The 15,922-nt window shown below is 72.2% G+C and carries 15 protein-coding genes; all 15 read right to left on the bottom strand.

All coding sequences use genetic code 11. From position 1 onward, the window contains the following. Positions 1-98 precede the first annotated feature (98 nt). Positions 99-1,670 carry a GMC family oxidoreductase N-terminal domain-containing protein gene (locus tag P0L94_10145; protein WES62820.1) on the bottom strand — a complete coding sequence of 524 codons (1,572 nt, stop codon included), beginning with the start codon at positions 1,668-1,670 and terminating at the stop codon, positions 99-101. Beyond that, positions 1,670-2,284 carry a thiamine pyrophosphate-dependent enzyme gene (locus P0L94_10140; GenBank protein WES62819.1) on the bottom strand — a complete coding sequence of 205 codons (615 nt, stop codon included), beginning with the start codon at positions 2,282-2,284 and terminating at the stop codon, positions 1,670-1,672. Before P0L94_10140 ends, P0L94_10145 begins: the two co-directional genes overlap by 1 nt. Further along, a complete protein-coding gene (locus P0L94_10135; protein ID WES62818.1) occupies positions 2,281-2,781 on the bottom strand; it encodes a thiamine pyrophosphate-binding protein in 501 nt (166 codons plus the stop codon). Before P0L94_10135 ends, P0L94_10140 begins: the two co-directional genes overlap by 4 nt. A gap of 42 nt (positions 2,782-2,823) precedes the next feature. Further along, positions 2,824-3,303, bottom strand: coding sequence for a nucleoside deaminase (locus tag P0L94_10130; protein WES62817.1), 480 nt, complete (start codon positions 3,301-3,303; stop codon positions 2,824-2,826). Next, entirely contained in the window at positions 3,300-4,694 is a 1,395-nt protein-coding gene (locus P0L94_10125; GenBank protein ID WES62816.1) for an NtaA/DmoA family FMN-dependent monooxygenase, read from the bottom strand. The genes P0L94_10130 and P0L94_10125 overlap by 4 nt, the downstream gene beginning before the upstream one ends. Continuing rightward, positions 4,695-6,209: an aldehyde dehydrogenase family protein gene (locus P0L94_10120; GenBank protein WES62815.1), complete on the bottom strand. Its 1,515-nt coding sequence runs from the start codon at positions 6,207-6,209 to the stop codon at positions 4,695-4,697. It abuts the gene before it with no gap. A 37-nt stretch (positions 6,210-6,246) separates the two neighbouring features. Further along, positions 6,247-7,044 (bottom strand): ABC transporter ATP-binding protein, encoded by a 798-nt coding sequence (locus P0L94_10115; GenBank protein ID WES62814.1) that lies wholly within the window; start codon positions 7,042-7,044, stop codon positions 6,247-6,249. Beyond that, on the bottom strand, positions 7,044-8,051 hold the full coding sequence (locus P0L94_10110; protein ID WES62813.1) for an ABC transporter substrate-binding protein: 1,008 nt from the start codon (positions 8,049-8,051) through the stop codon (positions 7,044-7,046). The genes P0L94_10115 and P0L94_10110 overlap by 1 nt, the downstream gene beginning before the upstream one ends. 101 nt (positions 8,052-8,152) lie before the next feature. Next, positions 8,153-9,757, bottom strand: coding sequence for an ABC transporter permease subunit (locus P0L94_10105; protein ID WES62812.1), 1,605 nt, complete (start codon positions 9,755-9,757; stop codon positions 8,153-8,155). Beyond that, positions 9,754-11,148, bottom strand: a complete 1,395-nt coding sequence (locus P0L94_10100; protein WES62811.1) for a UbiD family decarboxylase — start codon at positions 11,146-11,148, stop codon at positions 9,754-9,756. Before P0L94_10100 ends, P0L94_10105 begins: the two co-directional genes overlap by 4 nt. Then, complete coding sequence (locus P0L94_10095) at positions 11,145-11,732, bottom strand: UbiX family flavin prenyltransferase (protein WES62810.1); 588 nt, start codon at positions 11,730-11,732, stop codon at positions 11,145-11,147. The genes P0L94_10100 and P0L94_10095 overlap by 4 nt, the downstream gene beginning before the upstream one ends. Then, complete coding sequence (locus P0L94_10090) at positions 11,729-13,021, bottom strand: FGGY family carbohydrate kinase (GenBank protein ID WES62809.1); 1,293 nt, start codon at positions 13,019-13,021, stop codon at positions 11,729-11,731. The genes P0L94_10095 and P0L94_10090 overlap by 4 nt, the downstream gene beginning before the upstream one ends. A 20-nt stretch (positions 13,022-13,041) precedes the next feature. Continuing rightward, the gene (locus tag P0L94_10085) at positions 13,042-14,103 is read right to left on the bottom strand and encodes an alcohol dehydrogenase catalytic domain-containing protein (protein WES62808.1); all 1,062 of its coding nucleotides are present in this window, start codon (positions 14,101-14,103) and stop codon (positions 13,042-13,044) included. Then, complete coding sequence (locus tag P0L94_10080) at positions 14,100-14,927, bottom strand: hypothetical protein (GenBank protein WES62807.1); 828 nt, start codon at positions 14,925-14,927, stop codon at positions 14,100-14,102. Before P0L94_10080 ends, P0L94_10085 begins: the two co-directional genes overlap by 4 nt. Continuing rightward, entirely contained in the window at positions 14,924-15,667 is a 744-nt protein-coding gene (locus tag P0L94_10075) for a GntR family transcriptional regulator (protein ID WES62806.1), read from the bottom strand. The genes P0L94_10080 and P0L94_10075 overlap by 4 nt, the downstream gene beginning before the upstream one ends. Between the last annotated feature and the right edge of the window lie 255 nt (positions 15,668-15,922).

Raw genomic sequence — 15,922 nt, 5'->3', positions numbered from 1 at the left:
CCCGGTGGGCGGTGGCCCCGTGGGCGGTGCCCCGGTGGGTCGGGCGGTCGGTGGGTCGGGCGGGTTGAGTGGGCCCGGCGGTGTCGCCGGGTCAGGCGTCAGCCGACGCTGCCGGCGATGAGGTCGGCGGCGCGCTCGGCGATCGCGACGGTGGGGGCCTGCGTGTTGCACGTGGGGATGATCGGCATCACCGAGGCATCCGCCACCCACAGGCCGTCGAGCCCCCGGACCCTCAGCTCGGGATCCACGACCGCGTCCTCATCGGTGCCGATGCGGGCCGTGCCCGACCCGTGGAAGAACGACCCGATGTTCTCGCGCACGAACCGCACGCGCGCGGCGTGATCGGTCATCGACGGCGGCGGCGTGAGCGGGCCGTCGCCGATCTCGGCGAAGGCCGAGGTCGCGATGAAGTCCTGCACGGCATCCAGCGCCTCGACCATGGCGGCGAGGTCGGTCGGGTCTCCCAGGTAGTTCGGGTGGAAGTCCGCCTGCAGGTCGGGGTCGGCCGAGCGCGAGCGCACCCATCCGACGCTGCGCGACCGGTACACGCCGGGCACCATCGCGAACACCTGGTTGCCCGACAGGTCATACGTGTCGTGCAGCAGCGCATCGCCGCGCGAGCCGTGCGCGATGACCGCGTGCAGGTCGGGGCCGGCCTCGGCGTACGAGCTGCGCCAGTTGACCATCGAGCCGCCGCCGTTGCCGAGCACGGGCCCGAGGTCGGCGCGGGCGCGGAAGTTGACGCCCAGGATCAGCGGGTGGTCCTGGAAGTTCTCGCCGACGCCGCGCAGGGCGTGACGGACGTCGATGCCGGCGTCGTGCAGGTGCTCGGGATCCCCGATGCCCGACCGCTGCAGCACGCGCGGGGTGTCGAAGGCGCCGGCGGCCAGCACGACGCGGTCGGCGCGCGTCGTGACGACCGCGCCGCCGACGCGATGACGGATGCCGACGACCGCGGTTCCTTCGAGCATGAGGTCGTGTACCGGGCTGTCGACGAGTACATCGAGATTCGGGCGACCGAGGGCCGGCTCGAGGTAGGCGCGCGCCGTACTCCAGCGCTCGAACGAGCCGTCCTCGCCCTCGACGGCGTTGTAGTCGGCGTACGTCGCGCCCTCGTTCGACGTGGCGTTGGCATCGTCGATCACGGGGATCCCGCGCTCGGCGGCCGCGTCGATGAGCGCGTCGGCGATGGTGTGGCGGCGCGTCAGCGGCGCTACGCGCATCGGGCCGTCCATCCCGCGGTACGCGGGGTCGCCGCCGGGCCGCGTCTCGGACCGCCGGAAGTAGGGGAGCAGGTCGTCGTAGCCCCAGCCGGTGGCACCGGCATCCGCCCACGCGTCGTAGTCGGCGCGCGCGCCGCGGTACCAGAGCATCGCGTTCGTGCTCGAGCTGCCGCCGAGCACGCGCCCGCGCGGCATCGCGATCGACCGCTCGAGCACGTGATCGGTGGGGGTCGATGCGTAGCCGTAGTCGTACGGGCCGCCGATCATGGCGTCCCAGTGCGCCGCCTCGAGGATCTCGCGCACGCCCTCATGCGAAGGGCCGGCTTCGACCAGCAGGACGCGGGCGGTGGCATCCTCGGAGAGCCGCGCCGCCAGGACGCAGCCGGCGGCGCCGCCGCCCACGATCACGAAGTCGTAGGCGGCGGCGGGGGAGGCGACGACGGGCATCAGTTGTGCTCGCTCGGGCCCATGATGGTGATGCCCTCGGTGTCTTCGACGTGGCGGACGAAGATGTACTTGTCCTCGCGTCCGTCGGAGTGCTTGCGCTTGATGCCGGGCTCGAGGATGCCGTCGGTCTTGGCGACGACGATGTACGGCTCGGCTGCCGAGAGCCCCGCGGCGCAGTGCGCGTCGAACTCCTCGAGCGTCTCGGCGGTGAAGGCCTTCTCGACGCCGGCCCCGCGGGCGATCGCGGCGAGGTCGACGCGGCCGCCCTTCGTGTGCGTGCGGGGACCGCCGATCGACTGATATTGCTCGTTGTCCCACACCACGACGAACAGGTTCTTCGGCTGCTCGTTGGCGAGGGTCGCGAGGATCCCGAGGTTGAACAGCAGCCCGCCGTCCGTGTCGAGCGACACGATGCGGCGGTGCGGCAGCCCCACCGCGAGGCCGAACGCCTCGGGGGTGACGCAGCCGAGCTGCTGCTGGAACAGGCTCGCGTCGCGCATGTGGGGGGCTGCGTTGTACCACTCGTCGACCGCGCCGCCGAGCGACAGGATCACGAGCTCGGACTCCAGGCGCGCGCCGAGCAGCTTCATGGCTTCGAAACGTGAGTAGCTCATCGGACCAGATCCCCTCCGAGGACGATCGCGGCGTGGTAATACGACGCGTACGCGGTGTCATAGGCACGGACGATCGCGGTCTCGAGCTCGTCGACGTTCCGCACGATCGTGTACGGCGTGCGCAGCGCCTGCAGCAGGGGCTCCATCGTGATGCCGTGGGGGATCGCCCACCAGTTGTTCTCGCCCATCTCGCCGCGATAGCTCATGATCATCACGACCGGGATGCCGGCGCCCAGGCCCATGCGGGCCAGGTGCTCGGTGGCCGCGCGCAGGCCGGAGTTCTCCATGACGAGCACGGCGCGCTTGCCCGAGAGGAAGACGCCGCCGGCGATCGCCGCACCCTCGCCCTCGTTCGTGACGGGGATGGTGCGGATGTCGGGGTCGGCGTCCAGAGCCGGGTACAGCTCCTTCAGCAGCGAATCGGGAAGGTAGGTGGCGACGGAGACCCCGGCCTTCTTCAGGCCGCGGATCACCGCCTCGACGGCGTCGGATCTCATGGGTGGTGCGGGTTCCTTCTCGGGGTGGATGCGGATGCCGGTTCAGCGGGTCAGCTCGACGGCGCTTTCGCGGTACAGGTCGACGCACTCGTCGTGGCGGACGCCGGTGACGAGGTCGAGGTCCCAGCCGACGGTCGCGGCGAACGACTCGACGGTGTAGCCGCCGAAGTTGAACGCCAGGTCGGCGAGGGCATGGATGTCGGAGTTGCGGGCGCCGAGCACGAGCGTGCCGAAGCCGGCGTTGAGGATCGCGCCCAGGCACATCGGGCACGGCTCGCACGTGGCGTAGAAGGCCGCCTCGGGGATGTGGCGGCGTCCGGCGGCGCGCGTGGCCAGGCTGACGGCGAGCGTCTCGGAGTGCGCGGTGGCGTCGCACCGCTGCACCTTCAGCGACGGCGTCGCGGCGATCACCTCGCCGTCCAGCACCACGACGGCGCCGAACGGCTGCTCGCCCATCGCGGCGCCCTTTCGCGCTTCCGCGAGGGCCAAGCCCATGAAGTGATCGTGATCGAGGTCGGTCATGCGATCCTCTCCATCTCGTCAGCGGGGATGCGGAAGCGCGCGCCCGGGTGATCCTGGGGCAGCCGGGCCGTGCCGGCGGGGTGCAGGTGCTCGCGCAGGGTCGCCCCGATCGGTCCGTCGCCGGCGATGCCGCGCTCGCGCAGGATCGGCAGGACGAGGGAGATGAAGTCCTCGTACGCGCCGAGATCGCCGAAGGTCGGCTCGAGCATGATCCCGTCGACGTCGCTGCCCTCGACGATCGCCTGGATCTCGTCGGCGACCTCGTCCGAGGACCCGGTGATCTGGAAGCCCCGGTTGGCCTTGCGGCGGAAGCCGTCGAGCACCTCGCCCACGCTCGGCACGGGAGCTCCCGGCCGGACGAACCGGTCGATGAGGGTCTGCCCCTGATCGCTGCGGATGTCGGTGAGCGGCATGTCGAGGTCGACGTCGCGCAGATCGACGCCGGTGAACCCGGCGAACATGACGGCGGCGTCCGCCATCGCGTACATCTCCTCCAGCTCGGCGCGGCGTGCGACGGCCTCGTCGTGCGTGGGGGCGACGACGACGGTCATCCCGGTGACGACCTTCACCGCATCCGCGGCGCGCCCGTGGGCGACGGCTTTGGCACGGATGTCGGCGACGTGCTCGGCCGCCCGGGCGATCGTCTGGCCCTGGATGAACACGGACTCGGCGTTGCGTGCCGCGAACGCGCGGCCGCGGTCGCTCGTGCCGGCCTGGAACAGCACCGGGGTGCGCTGCTCGGACGGCGGCACCACGAACTGCCCCGACACCGGGAAGTGGGGGCCGGCGTGGTCGATGCGGTGCAGCTTCGCGGGGTCGGCGTAGACGTCGCGGTCGCGGTCGCGGACCTCGGCGCCGTCCTCCCAGCCGCCCTCCCACAGCTGCAGGCACACGTCGACGAACTCGTCGGCGACGTCGTAGCGGCTGTCGTGGGTGCCCGAATCGGCGATCCCGAACAGAGCGTCGGTGGTCGCCTGCGAGCTGCCGGTGACGATGTTCCAGCCGATCCGGCCCGACGTGAAGTGGTCGAGACTCGCGAAGCGGCGCGCTGTCGCGTAGGGCTTCTCGACCGTCGTCGGCGAGGTCACGACGAAGCCGAGCCGCTCGGTCGCGGCGGCGAGCGCCGAGATCAGCAGCATCGGGTCCAGTGCGGGGAACTGGATCGAGTGCGCGATGGTCTCGTCGGGGACCTGCCCGTCGATCGTCGGGTACCCGTACGTGTCGGCGAAGAACAGGAAGTCGAACCCGGCGTCCTCGAGCTTCACCGCGAGGGAGGTCCAGAACCTCGGGTCGTCCCACGTGTCCGCCCGGCCGTTCGGGTGGTTCCACGTGGGCATCCCGTTCGTCGGGTTGATCGTCTCGAACACGCCGAGAGCGATGCGCTTGGTCATTCAGATCACCGCCACAACTGACTTGGTCTCGAGGTAGTTCTCCAGGCCCTGCGGCCCGTTCTCATAGCCCCATCCGGATTCCTTGTGCCCGCCCTTGACGAGCTCGGGCCCGAGGAACGAGTGGCAGTTCACCCACACCGTCCCCGCCTCGAGCCGCGCCGCGATCCGGTGCGCGTTGCTCAGGCCCTCGGTCCACACGCTCGCGGCGAGGCCGTAGCGCGAGTCGTTCGCCCACGCGAGCACCTCGTCGACGTCGTCGAACGGCGTCACCGTCGCGACCGGGCCGAAGATCTCCTCGCGCATGAGGCGCATGTCCTCGCGCACGCCGGTGAGCACCGTCGGCGCGTAGAACGTGCCGATCGCGCCCGAGCGCGCGCCGCCCGTGATCACCTCGACGCCGTCGGCACGGCCCTCGTCGATGAACGTCGCGACGCGGTCGGCCTGCACCTGGCTCACCAGGGGCCCGAGGTCGCTGGCGGGATCGAGCCCGTGCCCGAGCTTCAGCCCCTGCCCGAACGCGGCCATGCCCTCGACGACCTGCTCGTACACGTCGCGGTGGGCGTAGATGCGGGAGCTCGCGATGCACACCTGCCCGCCGTTGTCGAAGATGCCGCGGCTGACGCCCGGAATCGCCTGCGACAGGTCGGCGTCGGGCATGACGATCGACGGCGACTTGCCGCCGAGCTCGAGCGTGAGCCGCTTGAGGTCTCCGGCGGCGGTCTGCACGAGCTTCTTGCCCACGGCGGTCGACCCCGTGAACGAGATCTTCGCGACGCCCGGATGCTCGGCGAGCGCCTGACCCGCATCGCCGCCGTAGCCGGTGACGATGTTGACCACGCCGGGCGGCATCCCGGCCTCGGCGAGCAGCTCGCCGAACCGGATGGCCGTGAGCGGGGTGTTCTCGGCGGGCTTCAGCACGACGGTGCAGCCGGCCGCGAGCGCCGGAGCGAGCTTCATCGCCGCCATGAGCAGCGGCGAGTTCCACGGCACAATGGCGCCGACGACGCCCACCGGCTCGCGCCGGGTGTAGGCGAAGACCTCCTTGCCCGCGGGCGTGCGGCTGAGCGAGGTCGGCACCGTAGATCCCAGGATCTTGGTGGCCCAGCCCGAGAAGTAGCGGAACTGGTTGATCGCCGCGGGGATCTCGCCCATGCGGGACGTGCGCCAGTTCTTGCCCTGGTCCAGGGACTCCAGCTCGGCGAACTCCTCGAGGTCGCGCTCGAGCAGGTCGGCCACCCGCCACAGCAACTTCGCCCGCTCGGCGGGGAACATGCCGTGCCAGGCATCCGACTCGAGGGCGGCCCGGGCGGAGCGCACCGCGCGATCGACGTCGTCCGCGCGAGCGCGCGCCACGTCGGCGATCACGTCGCCGGTGGCGGGGTCGATCGTCGCGAACGTCTCGCCGGCGCTCGCGGCGACCCATTCGCCGCCGATGAGCAGGCGCTTGGGCCCGTCGGCGAGGAAGCGCCCGACGGCCGCGCCGAGGGCGGGCCGGGGATCGAGTTCGACGCTCATGGGTTCCTTTCGGTCTGTCGCGCCGCGGCGCGGGGGATCAGTGGACGGATGCCTGCTCGCCGGCGAACAGCAGCGACGACAGATGGTCCACCAGTTCGTGGAAGCGGGGCGAGCGCATCGTCTCGGGGGTGCGCGGGCGCGGCAGGTCGATCTCGACCACCTCGAGCACGCGGCCCGGGCGCGGGCTCATGACGGCGACGCGGTCGCTGAGCAGCACGGCCTCGGTGATGCCGTGCGTCACCATGAGCGTCGTGGGGCGGGTGTCCATCCAGATGCGCTGCATCTCGAAGTTCAGTCGCTGACGCGTCATGTCGTCGAGGGCGCCGAACGGCTCGTCGAGCAGCAGCACCTTCGGGTCGGTGATGAGCGCGCGGGCGATCGCGACGCGCTGGCGCATGCCGCCGGACAGCTGGGAGGGCCGCGACTTCTCGAAGCCGCCCAGGCCCACCAGCTCGATCAGCTCGGAGATCCGCTCGGCGGGCGTCGGCTGGCTCGCGACATCGCGCGGGAAGCGGATGTTGCGCTCGACGTTGCGCCACGGCAGCAGCGCCGCCTCCTGGAAGGCGATGCCGATGTGGTGCTCGGCCTGCAGCTGCTTGGGGGTGAGGCCGCCGACGGTGACCTCGCCCGTGGTCGGGGACTCGAGCCCCGCGAGGATCCGCAGGATCGTCGACTTGCCGCACCCCGAGGGCCCCAGGAGGGAGATGAACTCTCCCTCCTGGGTGGTGAGGTCGACCGAGTCGATCGCCTCGACGGTGCTCCGGCCGGCGCGGAACGATTTGCTGAGACCGGAGATCTCGATCCCCTGTGCCACGGTGGTCGGAGCGTTCGTCATCAGCCCATCAGCTCCTGGATCGAGGTGTCGAACAGGTCCTCGACGGTGAAGTCGTAGCCCATCAGGTTGACCGTGTCGACGGAGGCCTGCATCTCGTCGTCGGTCATGATCAGGTACGGCTCGGAGCCCATGAGCTCCTGCATCGCGGCGACCTGCAGCAGCTGCTGGTCGCCGTTGAGGTCGAGGTCGGCGCCGTAGGTCTCCAGCGTCAGGTCGACGCCCAGCTGCGGGTCGGCGAACAGGGCGTCCCAGCCGTCGCTCGTCGCCGACAGGAACGCGGCAAGGGCCTCGCCCTTCTCGGCGATCGTGTCGGGCGTGACGTAGTAGACGTCGGTCAGCACCTCGAAGCCGAAGTCGGCGAAGAGCATCGTGTACGTGTCGATGCCTTGGACGTTCAGCTGGCCCGGCTCGTTGACCGAGTAGACGACCTGGCCGTCGACCTCGCCGTTGGCGACGGGCGACGGGTCGAACTGCACCGGAACGACCTCGACATCGGCGGGGTCGATCTCGTTGATCTCGAGGAACAGGTCGAACTGGCTCTGGTTGGCAGCAGCCACGCCGATCTTCTTGCCGATCATGTCCTCGGGGGTCTCGATCGGGGTCTCCGCGAGGCTCACGATGCTGAACGGGCTCTTCTTGAACGCCGCCGCGATGATCTTGAAGTCGGCGCCGGCCTCGACGGCCGCCGCGACCGAGTCGACGCTCGCGCTGCCGACATCGGCCTGGCCGCTGGCCACGACGGTGTCGTCCGAGACGTTGGGGCCGCCGGGCAGGTACTCGAACGCGACGCCCGCGTCCTCGTACAGGCCCTCGTCGATGGCGATCCAGCTCGACGCCCACTCGACCGTGGGGAGCCACCCCATCTGGTAGGTGATGGGCGTGGGCTCGACCGAGGCGGTGTCGTCGGAAGGGGTCGCGTCCGAGGAGGCGCAGCCCGCGAGGGCGAGGCTCGTCGCCGCGACGGCGGAGACGGCGACCAGGGCACGTCGGGTGGTGCGAGAGAACATAGGGGTCCTTTCGGGTGCGGGGTTCTCAGTGCGGTGGTGCGGTGGTGCGGGTGGAGCGGGTGGTGCGACCGCCGGCGGGCCGGCGGGGTCTGTGGGGGCGGTCATCCGCCCAGTCGCCGCAGCGACCAGGACTCGGCGGCGGTCGCCAGTCCGTACAGGGCGAAGGCCGACAGCGTGATGGCTGCGACCCCCGACCAGATGAAGAGGAAGCCGGCCTCGGCGCTGGCGCGCAGCAGGTCCGAGCCGAGGCCCTCTCCGGTCGCGAGCCACTCGGCCAGCAGCGCGCCGAGCATCGCGGTCGGGGCGGCCACGCGAGCCGCCGCGAGGATCGCGGGGAGCGCGGTCGGGAGCATCACGAGCGTCGCGGTCTTGAAGGGGCCGCCGCCCGAGGTCTCGACGAGGTCGCGGGCCGCACGGGGCGTCCGCGCCATCGCCGTCGAGACCTGGATGAGCGTGGGGAAGAACGTCACGAGCCCGGCGATGAAGACGACCACGCCGAGGCCGCGGCCGAAGATCAGCACGAACAGCGGGGTCATCGCCACCAGCGGGATCGCCCGCATCGCGATCGCGAACGGGGTGATGACGCGGCGGGCGCCGACCGAGACGCTCATCAGCACCGCGAGGGCCACGGCGGCGACCGTGCCCGCGACGTACCCGAGTACGGTGTCGCGCAGCGTGATCGCGAGGCTCGCGAACAGCACGTCGCGGTGCATCGCGGCGTCCTCGTCGAGGAAGAGGTAGGTGAAGACGTCGGCCGGCGTCTTCATGAAGTAGCTGCTGAGCCCGCTGAGCTCGACGGCGATCCACCACACCGCGATCAGGGTGACGACGCTCAGCACCGCGCCGCCCGTCACGGCGAGGGTGCGGCGCAGCCATCCGCCGCTGTGCTGGACGGGCGCCGGCAGCGCCTGGATGCCGGTGGTGTGCGCCATCCACGGCACGAACACGCGCTCGGCCAGCACTGTCAGCACGTAGAACGTCGCGGCCAGCAGCGTCGTGTACAGCGCCAGCGACCACGTCCGCTCGACATCCAGCGACTGCTGGCTGTAGACCATCGCGACGCCGAGGCCGCGCGCGGCGCCGATGTACTCGCCGATGACCGCGCCGAGCACGGCGGCGGGAGCCGCGATGCGCAGGCCCGAGAAGAGGGCGGGGAGCGCCTGGTGCGTGCGCACCATCCACAGCTGACGCAGCCTGCCGCCGCCCGAGACGGTCACGAGGTCGAGGCTCGTCTTGCTGGCCGACTGCAGACCCAGGATCACCGAGATCATCGTGGTGAAGAACACCGCCTGCGCGGCGATCACGATCTGCGCCTGCCCCGGGGGCAGCACCGCGGCGAGGATCGGCGCGAGCGCGACGACGGGCAGGCAGTACAGCGCGACGAAGACGCGGAACAGCAGCACGTGCGTGAACGGCACGAGGATGAAGATCGCCGCGAACACGACCGCGATGAGGTTGCCCCAGAACCAGCCCAGCGCCGCCTCGGTGGCCGTCGTCATCAGGTTCGGCATCGCGAACGGGATGTCCTGGAAGAACTTCACCAGGATCGCGCTCGGCGGCGGCACGGTGTAGGTGCCCACCAGCACGGTGCGGCCCGCGATCTCCCACAGGGCCAGCACGACGATGGGAGCCACCCACGACATCGCCTGCGGCGGGATCGCCGGGCGCCGTGCCGCGGGGGATGCCGTCATGGTCGTCGCCGTCATTGCGCCGGTCCTTCCGTCGGTGCGGATGCGTCGTGGTGCAGCAGTCGTGCCGCGCGGTCGCGCGCGGCATCCGAGATCTCGATCGGGACGCCCTCGAACCCGGGCGGCCGTGTGGCGTCGATGCCCAGGCGGCTGGTCGTGCCGGCGGCGTCGCTCGAGGGGTCGAGCGGGCTGCCGGGGAGGCCGTCCACCGTCAGCAGGTCGCGCGCGGGCTGCATGTGCACGGCCATCGCCCACAGCACCGCCGCGTCGTCGGTGATGTCGATGTCGTCGTCGACCGCGATGACCGTCTTCAGGTAGGGATCCCACCCGAGCAGCCCCAGCATCACCTGCCGGGCATCGCCCGGGCGGCGCTGGCGCAGCGCGACGTATGCGTGGAAGTGCGTGCCCGACGTCGGGTAGTGCACCGCCGTCACCTGGGGGAAGCGCGCGCGCAGCGACTGCACCATCTCCGACTCGCGCGGCACGCGGGCCAGCGTCAGGTGCTCGGCGCTGCGCCCGCCCACGACGCTCACGAGCATCGGCGAGCGTCGCCGCAGGATCGCGTCGACGTGCATGACGTTGCGGGTCGAGCGGTTCGAGGAGTAGCCGCTGAACTCGCCGAACGGACCCTCGTCGGCGTCCTCGTCGGCGTCGATCCAGCCCTCGAGGACGTATTCGGCGCTCGCCGGCACCTCGATGCCGTGGACCGGCGTGCGCACGACCTCGAGGCCGTCGCCGAACAGTCCGCCGGCGACCTCGCGCTCGTCGACGGTGTGCGGCACGCGGGCGCTCGCCGCGAGCATGAACAGCGGGTGCGCGCCGATGACCATCGCCACCGGCATCCGCTCGCCCTTCTCGGCGTAGCCGTGCAGCGCGCGCCACAGGTCGCCGCGCGAGTGCAGGCTCAGCGCCAGCCGGTTGCGGCCGGCGGGCGTCGCGCGGTGGTAGCTGAGGTTGCCGACGCCGGTGGCAGGGTCGGTCGCGATCACGACGCCGCTGGTGATGTAGGGACCGAGGTCGCTCGCGAAGTGCGTCAGGAGCGGCAGCGTCGACAGGTCGACGTCGTCGCCGGTGGTGACGACCTCGAGGACGGGGCCGTCCTCGAGCACGTGCATCGGACGCGGCTCGGCGCTGCGGCGGGCGTACTCGGCGTGGAGGTCGGTGACCCCGACCCCGAACATGCTCGCGATGCGCGACCGCGACGCGAAGACGTTCGTGATCACCGGGACGTCCGCGCCGGTCCCGGTGATGCCGGGCGCGAGCACGACCGGGTGCCGGCCGGCCGTCGCCAGCTCCTCGACGAGAGCGGTGAGGTCCTGGTCGGCGTGGGGCGCCGAGTCCAGCCGCAGGACGTCATCGGGGTGCGACGAGCCGTAGGCGTCGATCCATGCGCGCAGGTCCTGGCTCACGACTCGCCCCCCATGCCGTCGGGTCCGGTCCAGGGCCGCGCGAGATCGCTCTCGATGCCGAACATGTCGAGCACGCGCCCGACGAACTGGTCGACGATGTCCTCGACGCTCGTCGGCTGCGTGTAGAACGCCGGAACCGGCGGCATCACGATCGCGCCCGCCTCGGTCACGGTGGTCATGTTGCGCACGTGGATGAGGCTCAGCGGCGTCTCGCGGACGGCGAGCACGAGGCGGCGGCGCTCCTTCAGCGTCACGTCGGCCGCGCGCGTGATGAGGTCGTCGCCGATGCCGGCGGCGATCGCGCCGAGTGTGCGCATCGAGCACGGCAGCACGACCATGCCCGCCGTGGCGAACGAGCCCGAGCTGATCGAGGCGGCGATGTCGTCGGGATGGTGGACGACGTCGGCGAGGGCGCTGAACTCGGCGATCGACATCCCGAGCTCGAGCTGCACCGTGCGGCGCGACGCCCGCGAGACCACCAGATGCGTCTCGACGTCGTCGCGCTCGTGCAGCGTCGTCAGCAGCGTGCGTGCGTAGTGCGGGGCGCTGGCGCCGGTGACGGCGACGATCAGTCTCTTGGTCATGCCGCCACCAGCCCCTCCAGGTGCGTCCCGGCGGCGCGCGCGGCGCCCTCGGCGGCCAGCTGCGCGTCGGGGAGGACCGTGAGGGCGACGCCGGTGTCGGCGGCGAGCCGCTCGCGGACGACGGCGGATCCGCAGCCACCGCCGGTGACGACGACGCGCGTGATCGGGGTGACGTCGGCCAGGCGCCGCAGCGAGCGCACGGCGCCGTCGGCGACGACGTGGAGGGCGGTGGCGGCGACCACGGGCGCCGGGATGCCGTCGGCCACGGGGTCGTCGTGGCCGGAACGGGTCCGCTCGCCCCAGATGTCGTTGACGGGGAGCAGGTCGGGCCGCGCGTCGTCGCGGGAGACGCCGGCGGCGATCGCGTCGAGCTCGGCGGGCGCGCAGCCCAGCACGCGGGCGGCCCAGTCGACCTGGAACATGCCTGAGCCGTCGCCGGTCTCGACGGTGCGCTCGGCGGTCGGCCCGTCGCCGCGGAGCAGTTCGTAGGTGACGTCGGCGGGAAGCGCGCCGGCGATGCCCGCCGCGGCGGGGGCGGAGACGACGGTCGTGGTCCCCAGGCTGATCATGCCGATCGCGGTGCCGTACCGCGCCTGCGCCGCGGACAGCGCCGACGGCCCGTCGCCCGGCGCGACGATGAGCGCCGCTCCCCGCGTCAGGCCCAGGCGCGCCGCGGCGTAGGGGGTCATCCGTCCGGCGACGGCGCCGACCTCGGCGAGCGGGGCCAGCCGCCGCGGATCGATCCCGTACTCGTGCAGCAGCGCGGCGTCCACGGCAGATGCGTCGGCCCGCATGACGCCGAGGCGGACGGCGATGCCGCGCGAGAGCGCGGGCGTGCCGCCGAGGGCCGCGGTGAGGGCATCGGGCAGTCCGGTCCATCGGTGGGCCGAGCCGTGCAGCGCGATGAGCTTGGGCATCCCGCTGAGCGGGAACGCGGGGCACCCGGTGCGGGCGACCAGCTCGTCGCCGTGGTCGCGGGCGAGCCGGCGGGCCTCGGCCAGCGTCGCCGCGTCGAAGTCGGGGATCACATCGGTGACCACGCGGTCGGCGGCGTCGAGGCCCACGAGCGCGCCGCGGACGCCGGTGATCGACACCGCCGCGACGCGGTCGCGCACGCCGGCGGGCACGTCGGCGAGCGCGTCGCGCAGCGCGTCGAGGAACACCGGCAGGGGCCGGCGCGCCGGTGGGGGCGGGCCGGCGTAGTCGGCGGACGCGCGCGCGAGCTCGGTCGCGCCGTCCCGCAGGACGACGCGCACACCGTGGCTCCCGGCGTCCACGCCGAGTGCCACCGGTGAGATCCGAGCGTCCGTCACGCGCCACCGCCGAAGTCGATCGCGGCCTTGAGCACGCCGGGGCCCGTCACGTTCTCGAACGCCGCCTGCGCGTCGGCGAGCGACACCCGCGGCGTGCGGATGCGGTCGACCGACACCGCGCCGCGGGCGAGCAGCTCGACGGCGCGCTCGGCGTCCTCGGGGTCGAACCCGACGACGCCGATCATCTGCTGACGGCGGTAGTGGATGCGGTTGGTGTCGATCGGGACCACGACGCCGCGCGGCGCGGACGAGAACAGCACGACGCGTCCGCCCGGGGCGAGGCGGTCGAGGGCCAGCTCGAGCGCGGGCGCGTACCCGCCGCCGCCGGCGACGACGAACGCGACATCCGTCTCTTCGAGCCCGTCGGGAGTGACGGCGGGCGAGCCGAGGTCGCGGCAGACGTCGTTTCGGTCTTCGCGCAGGTCGACGCCGGTGACCTCGGCGCCGGCGGCGGCGAGGACCTCGACGTGCAGCAGGCCCATGGGTCCGAGGCCGATCACGGCGGCGCGCTCGCCGGGCCGGACGCGCGCCGCACGCACGGCGTGCACGACGTCGGCGAGCGGCTCGACGAGGGCGCCGGCGGCCATGCTCACGCCGTCGGCGAGCGGGATCAGCTGGCCGGCGGGGACGATCGTCGACTCTTCGAAGCCGCCCGTGATCCCGATGGTGCGGGCGAGGCCGGCGCACTCGGCGGCGTCGCCGGCCGCCGCGCCGATGCCGAGCAGGGCCGTACAGTGGCCGGGCTTCCCGCCGAGGCACCACCGGCACGCGCCGCAGCGCAGCACGGGGTCGACGGCGACGCGATCGCCGAGCGAGACGCTCTCGACGTCGTCGCCGATCGCGTCGACGACGCCGGCGAACTCGTGGCCGAGCACGAGCGGGGCGCCGTCGAGGCGCTCGGCGAGCGCGGCGTCGTTCCACTTCTTCACGTCGGTGGGGCACAGGCTCGCCGCGGCCACGCGCACGCGCACCTGGCCGGGGCCGGGCTCGCGGTCGGGGACCTCGACGGCTTCGACCTGGCGGTGGCCGGTCAGCCGCAGCTGCAGGTGGGTGCTCATGCGAGGACGGCCTCCTCGCGCAGGACGGCGCGTGCGGCGTCGAGGTCGCGGTCGTGCACGACGGCCGCGAGGGCGCGGATCATCCGCCCGGGCTCGGGTCGGGCCCAGACGTTCCGGCCCACCACGACACCCGCGACGCCGGCGTCGATCCAGCGGTCGACGTCGGCGAGGAAGGCCTCGGCGGACGCCGGTGCGCCCCCCAGGACGTACACGGGTCCGGGGGAGTGGTCGACGATGCGGGCGAGCACGGCGGCGTCCTCGGTCGCGTGGATCTTGACGCTGTCGGCGCCGAGTTCCCACGACACGCGCGCCGAGTGGGCGATGAGCTCGTCGTCGTGGGCGGCGACCGGGCCCCACAGTGCGGGCTCGACCATGACCGGGAGTCCCGCGGCGTGGGCGTCCTCGATCGCGCCGGCGATGAGGGAGACCGAGTCGGCCCAGCGATCGGCGTCGTCGAGGCCGAGGGGCATCGCCACCTTGGCGCTCGTCGCGCCGTTGCGCAGTGCCGTGCCCGCATCGAGCAGGCGGCGCTGCGTGATCAGGTCGCCGTGCTCGCCGGGGCGGGCGCCGAAGATGGGCGCGTCGAGCGCCGTGATGAGCGCCGGCGCGCTGGGGGCCGCCAGACGCGAGCCCGCGGCCCGCGACAGGCCGGGGCCGAGCAGGACGGCGTCGGCGGCGCCGGAGGCGCACACGACGTCGAGGATCGCGGGGACGTCGGCTCCGCCGGGCGGCATGCCCCCGCCCCCGTGGTCGAACGCCACCGCGACGCAGCGCCCCGAGGCGGGGTTCTGCAGCTGAGCCGTGCGGATGAGGCATCCGTTCATGAGTTGGTCCTCCAGAGGGAAACGGTGGGCTGGTGCCGGTCCGGGCGGATCCAGGTCTCGGCGTCGTCGATGCAGACATCGCCGGGTCCGTACGTGGACTGGACCAGATGCGTCAGGGGTGCGCCGATCGGGACGTCGAGAAGCGCCGAGAGGCCCTCGTCGGCCGCGACCGCGCCGAAGGTCATCTCGCTGCGTTCGATCGCGACGCCGAACGAGCGCTCGAGCAGGGTGTAGAGCGACATCGTGACGAGGTCGACTTCTTCGATGCCCGGCGCGACGTCGAGGGGGATCTGGTTGACGAGCACCGACATCGGCACGCCGTCGAGCAGGCGCAGCCGGCGCACGCGCAGCGAACGCACCGGGGCGCCCGACGGCTGCGTCACCTCGACGATCTCGCGCTCCAGTTCGAGCGTGGTGTAGCCGACGCTGTTGCGCTCCATGCGCTGGCCGAGGGACTCGAAGCGTCCGGGGATCCGCAGGCCCTCTCGGCCCGACACGAAGGTCCCGACGCCCTGGCGCTGCACGAGGTGCCCCGACTCGACGAGCAGGGCGATCGCGCGGCGGATCGTGCCCCGTGCGACGTTGAGGTCCGCGGCGAGCTCGGCCTCGGAGCGCAGGCGGTGACCGCGGCTCCAGATGCCCGCGTCCACCCGGCGGCGCACCTCGTCGGCGATGCGCTCGTACAGCGGCGCCGAGCCACCGGGAAGGTGCTCGAGCGTCAGGCTGGGCGAGTCGGCCATGGGTCCTCTGCGGAAGTGGGGTGTGGGGGATCGGCACGTCGATGAACGCACCGCATGGGTCAGAAACGTAGCTGAACGTGTGTGTACCAATGTGCACGCTGTTTACCCCTGAACCAGGGCAATTAAAGCCTTCTGATCAGGGACTATTCACATGCCCCTTACCTGCCCGAAACATGTAACAAGCAGGTAAAAGGTCCGTTTCCGCGTCGTTGCCCCCGGTCGCGCGCGACGTAGTGTTCTCGTGCATCGACGACC

This window comes from Microbacter sp. GSS18 (assembly GCA_029319145.1).
In the GTDB taxonomy this organism is placed as follows: Bacteria; Actinomycetota; Actinomycetes; order Actinomycetales; family Microbacteriaceae; genus Microbacterium.
Note: the sequence above shows the minus strand (reverse complement) of the source record. Positions and strands in the feature narration are given on the sequence as shown.

Excerpts from the sequence above, each read along its gene's own strand:
- P0L94_10135 (WES62818.1), bottom strand. The coding sequence starts at position 2,781 with ATGAGATCCGACGCCGTCGAGGCGGTGATCCGCGGCCTGAAGAAGGCC.
- P0L94_10130 (WES62817.1), bottom strand. The coding sequence starts at position 3,303 with ATGACCGACCTCGATCACGATCACTTCATGGGCTTGGCCCTCGCGGAA.
- P0L94_10085 (WES62808.1), bottom strand. The coding sequence starts at position 14,103 with ATGAGCACCCACCTGCAGCTGCGGCTGACCGGCCACCGCCAGGTCGAA.
- P0L94_10075 (WES62806.1), bottom strand. The coding sequence starts at position 15,667 with ATGGCCGACTCGCCCAGCCTGACGCTCGAGCACCTTCCCGGTGGCTCG.
- P0L94_10105 (WES62812.1), bottom strand. The coding sequence starts at position 9,757 with ATGACGGCGACGACCATGACGGCATCCCCCGCGGCACGGCGCCCGGCG.
- P0L94_10080 (WES62807.1), bottom strand. The coding sequence starts at position 14,927 with ATGAACGGATGCCTCATCCGCACGGCTCAGCTGCAGAACCCCGCCTCG.
- P0L94_10120 (WES62815.1), bottom strand. The coding sequence starts at position 6,209 with ATGAGCGTCGAACTCGATCCCCGGCCCGCCCTCGGCGCGGCCGTCGGG.
- P0L94_10095 (WES62810.1), bottom strand. The coding sequence starts at position 11,732 with ATGACCAAGAGACTGATCGTCGCCGTCACCGGCGCCAGCGCCCCGCAC.
- P0L94_10140 (WES62819.1), bottom strand. The coding sequence starts at position 2,284 with ATGAGCTACTCACGTTTCGAAGCCATGAAGCTGCTCGGCGCGCGCCTG.
- P0L94_10115 (WES62814.1), bottom strand. The coding sequence starts at position 7,044 with ATGACGAACGCTCCGACCACCGTGGCACAGGGGATCGAGATCTCCGGT.
- P0L94_10125 (WES62816.1), bottom strand. The coding sequence starts at position 4,694 with ATGACCAAGCGCATCGCTCTCGGCGTGTTCGAGACGATCAACCCGACG.
- P0L94_10145 (WES62820.1), bottom strand. The coding sequence starts at position 1,670 with ATGCCCGTCGTCGCCTCCCCCGCCGCCGCCTACGACTTCGTGATCGTG.
- P0L94_10110 (WES62813.1), bottom strand. The coding sequence starts at position 8,051 with ATGTTCTCTCGCACCACCCGACGTGCCCTGGTCGCCGTCTCCGCCGTC.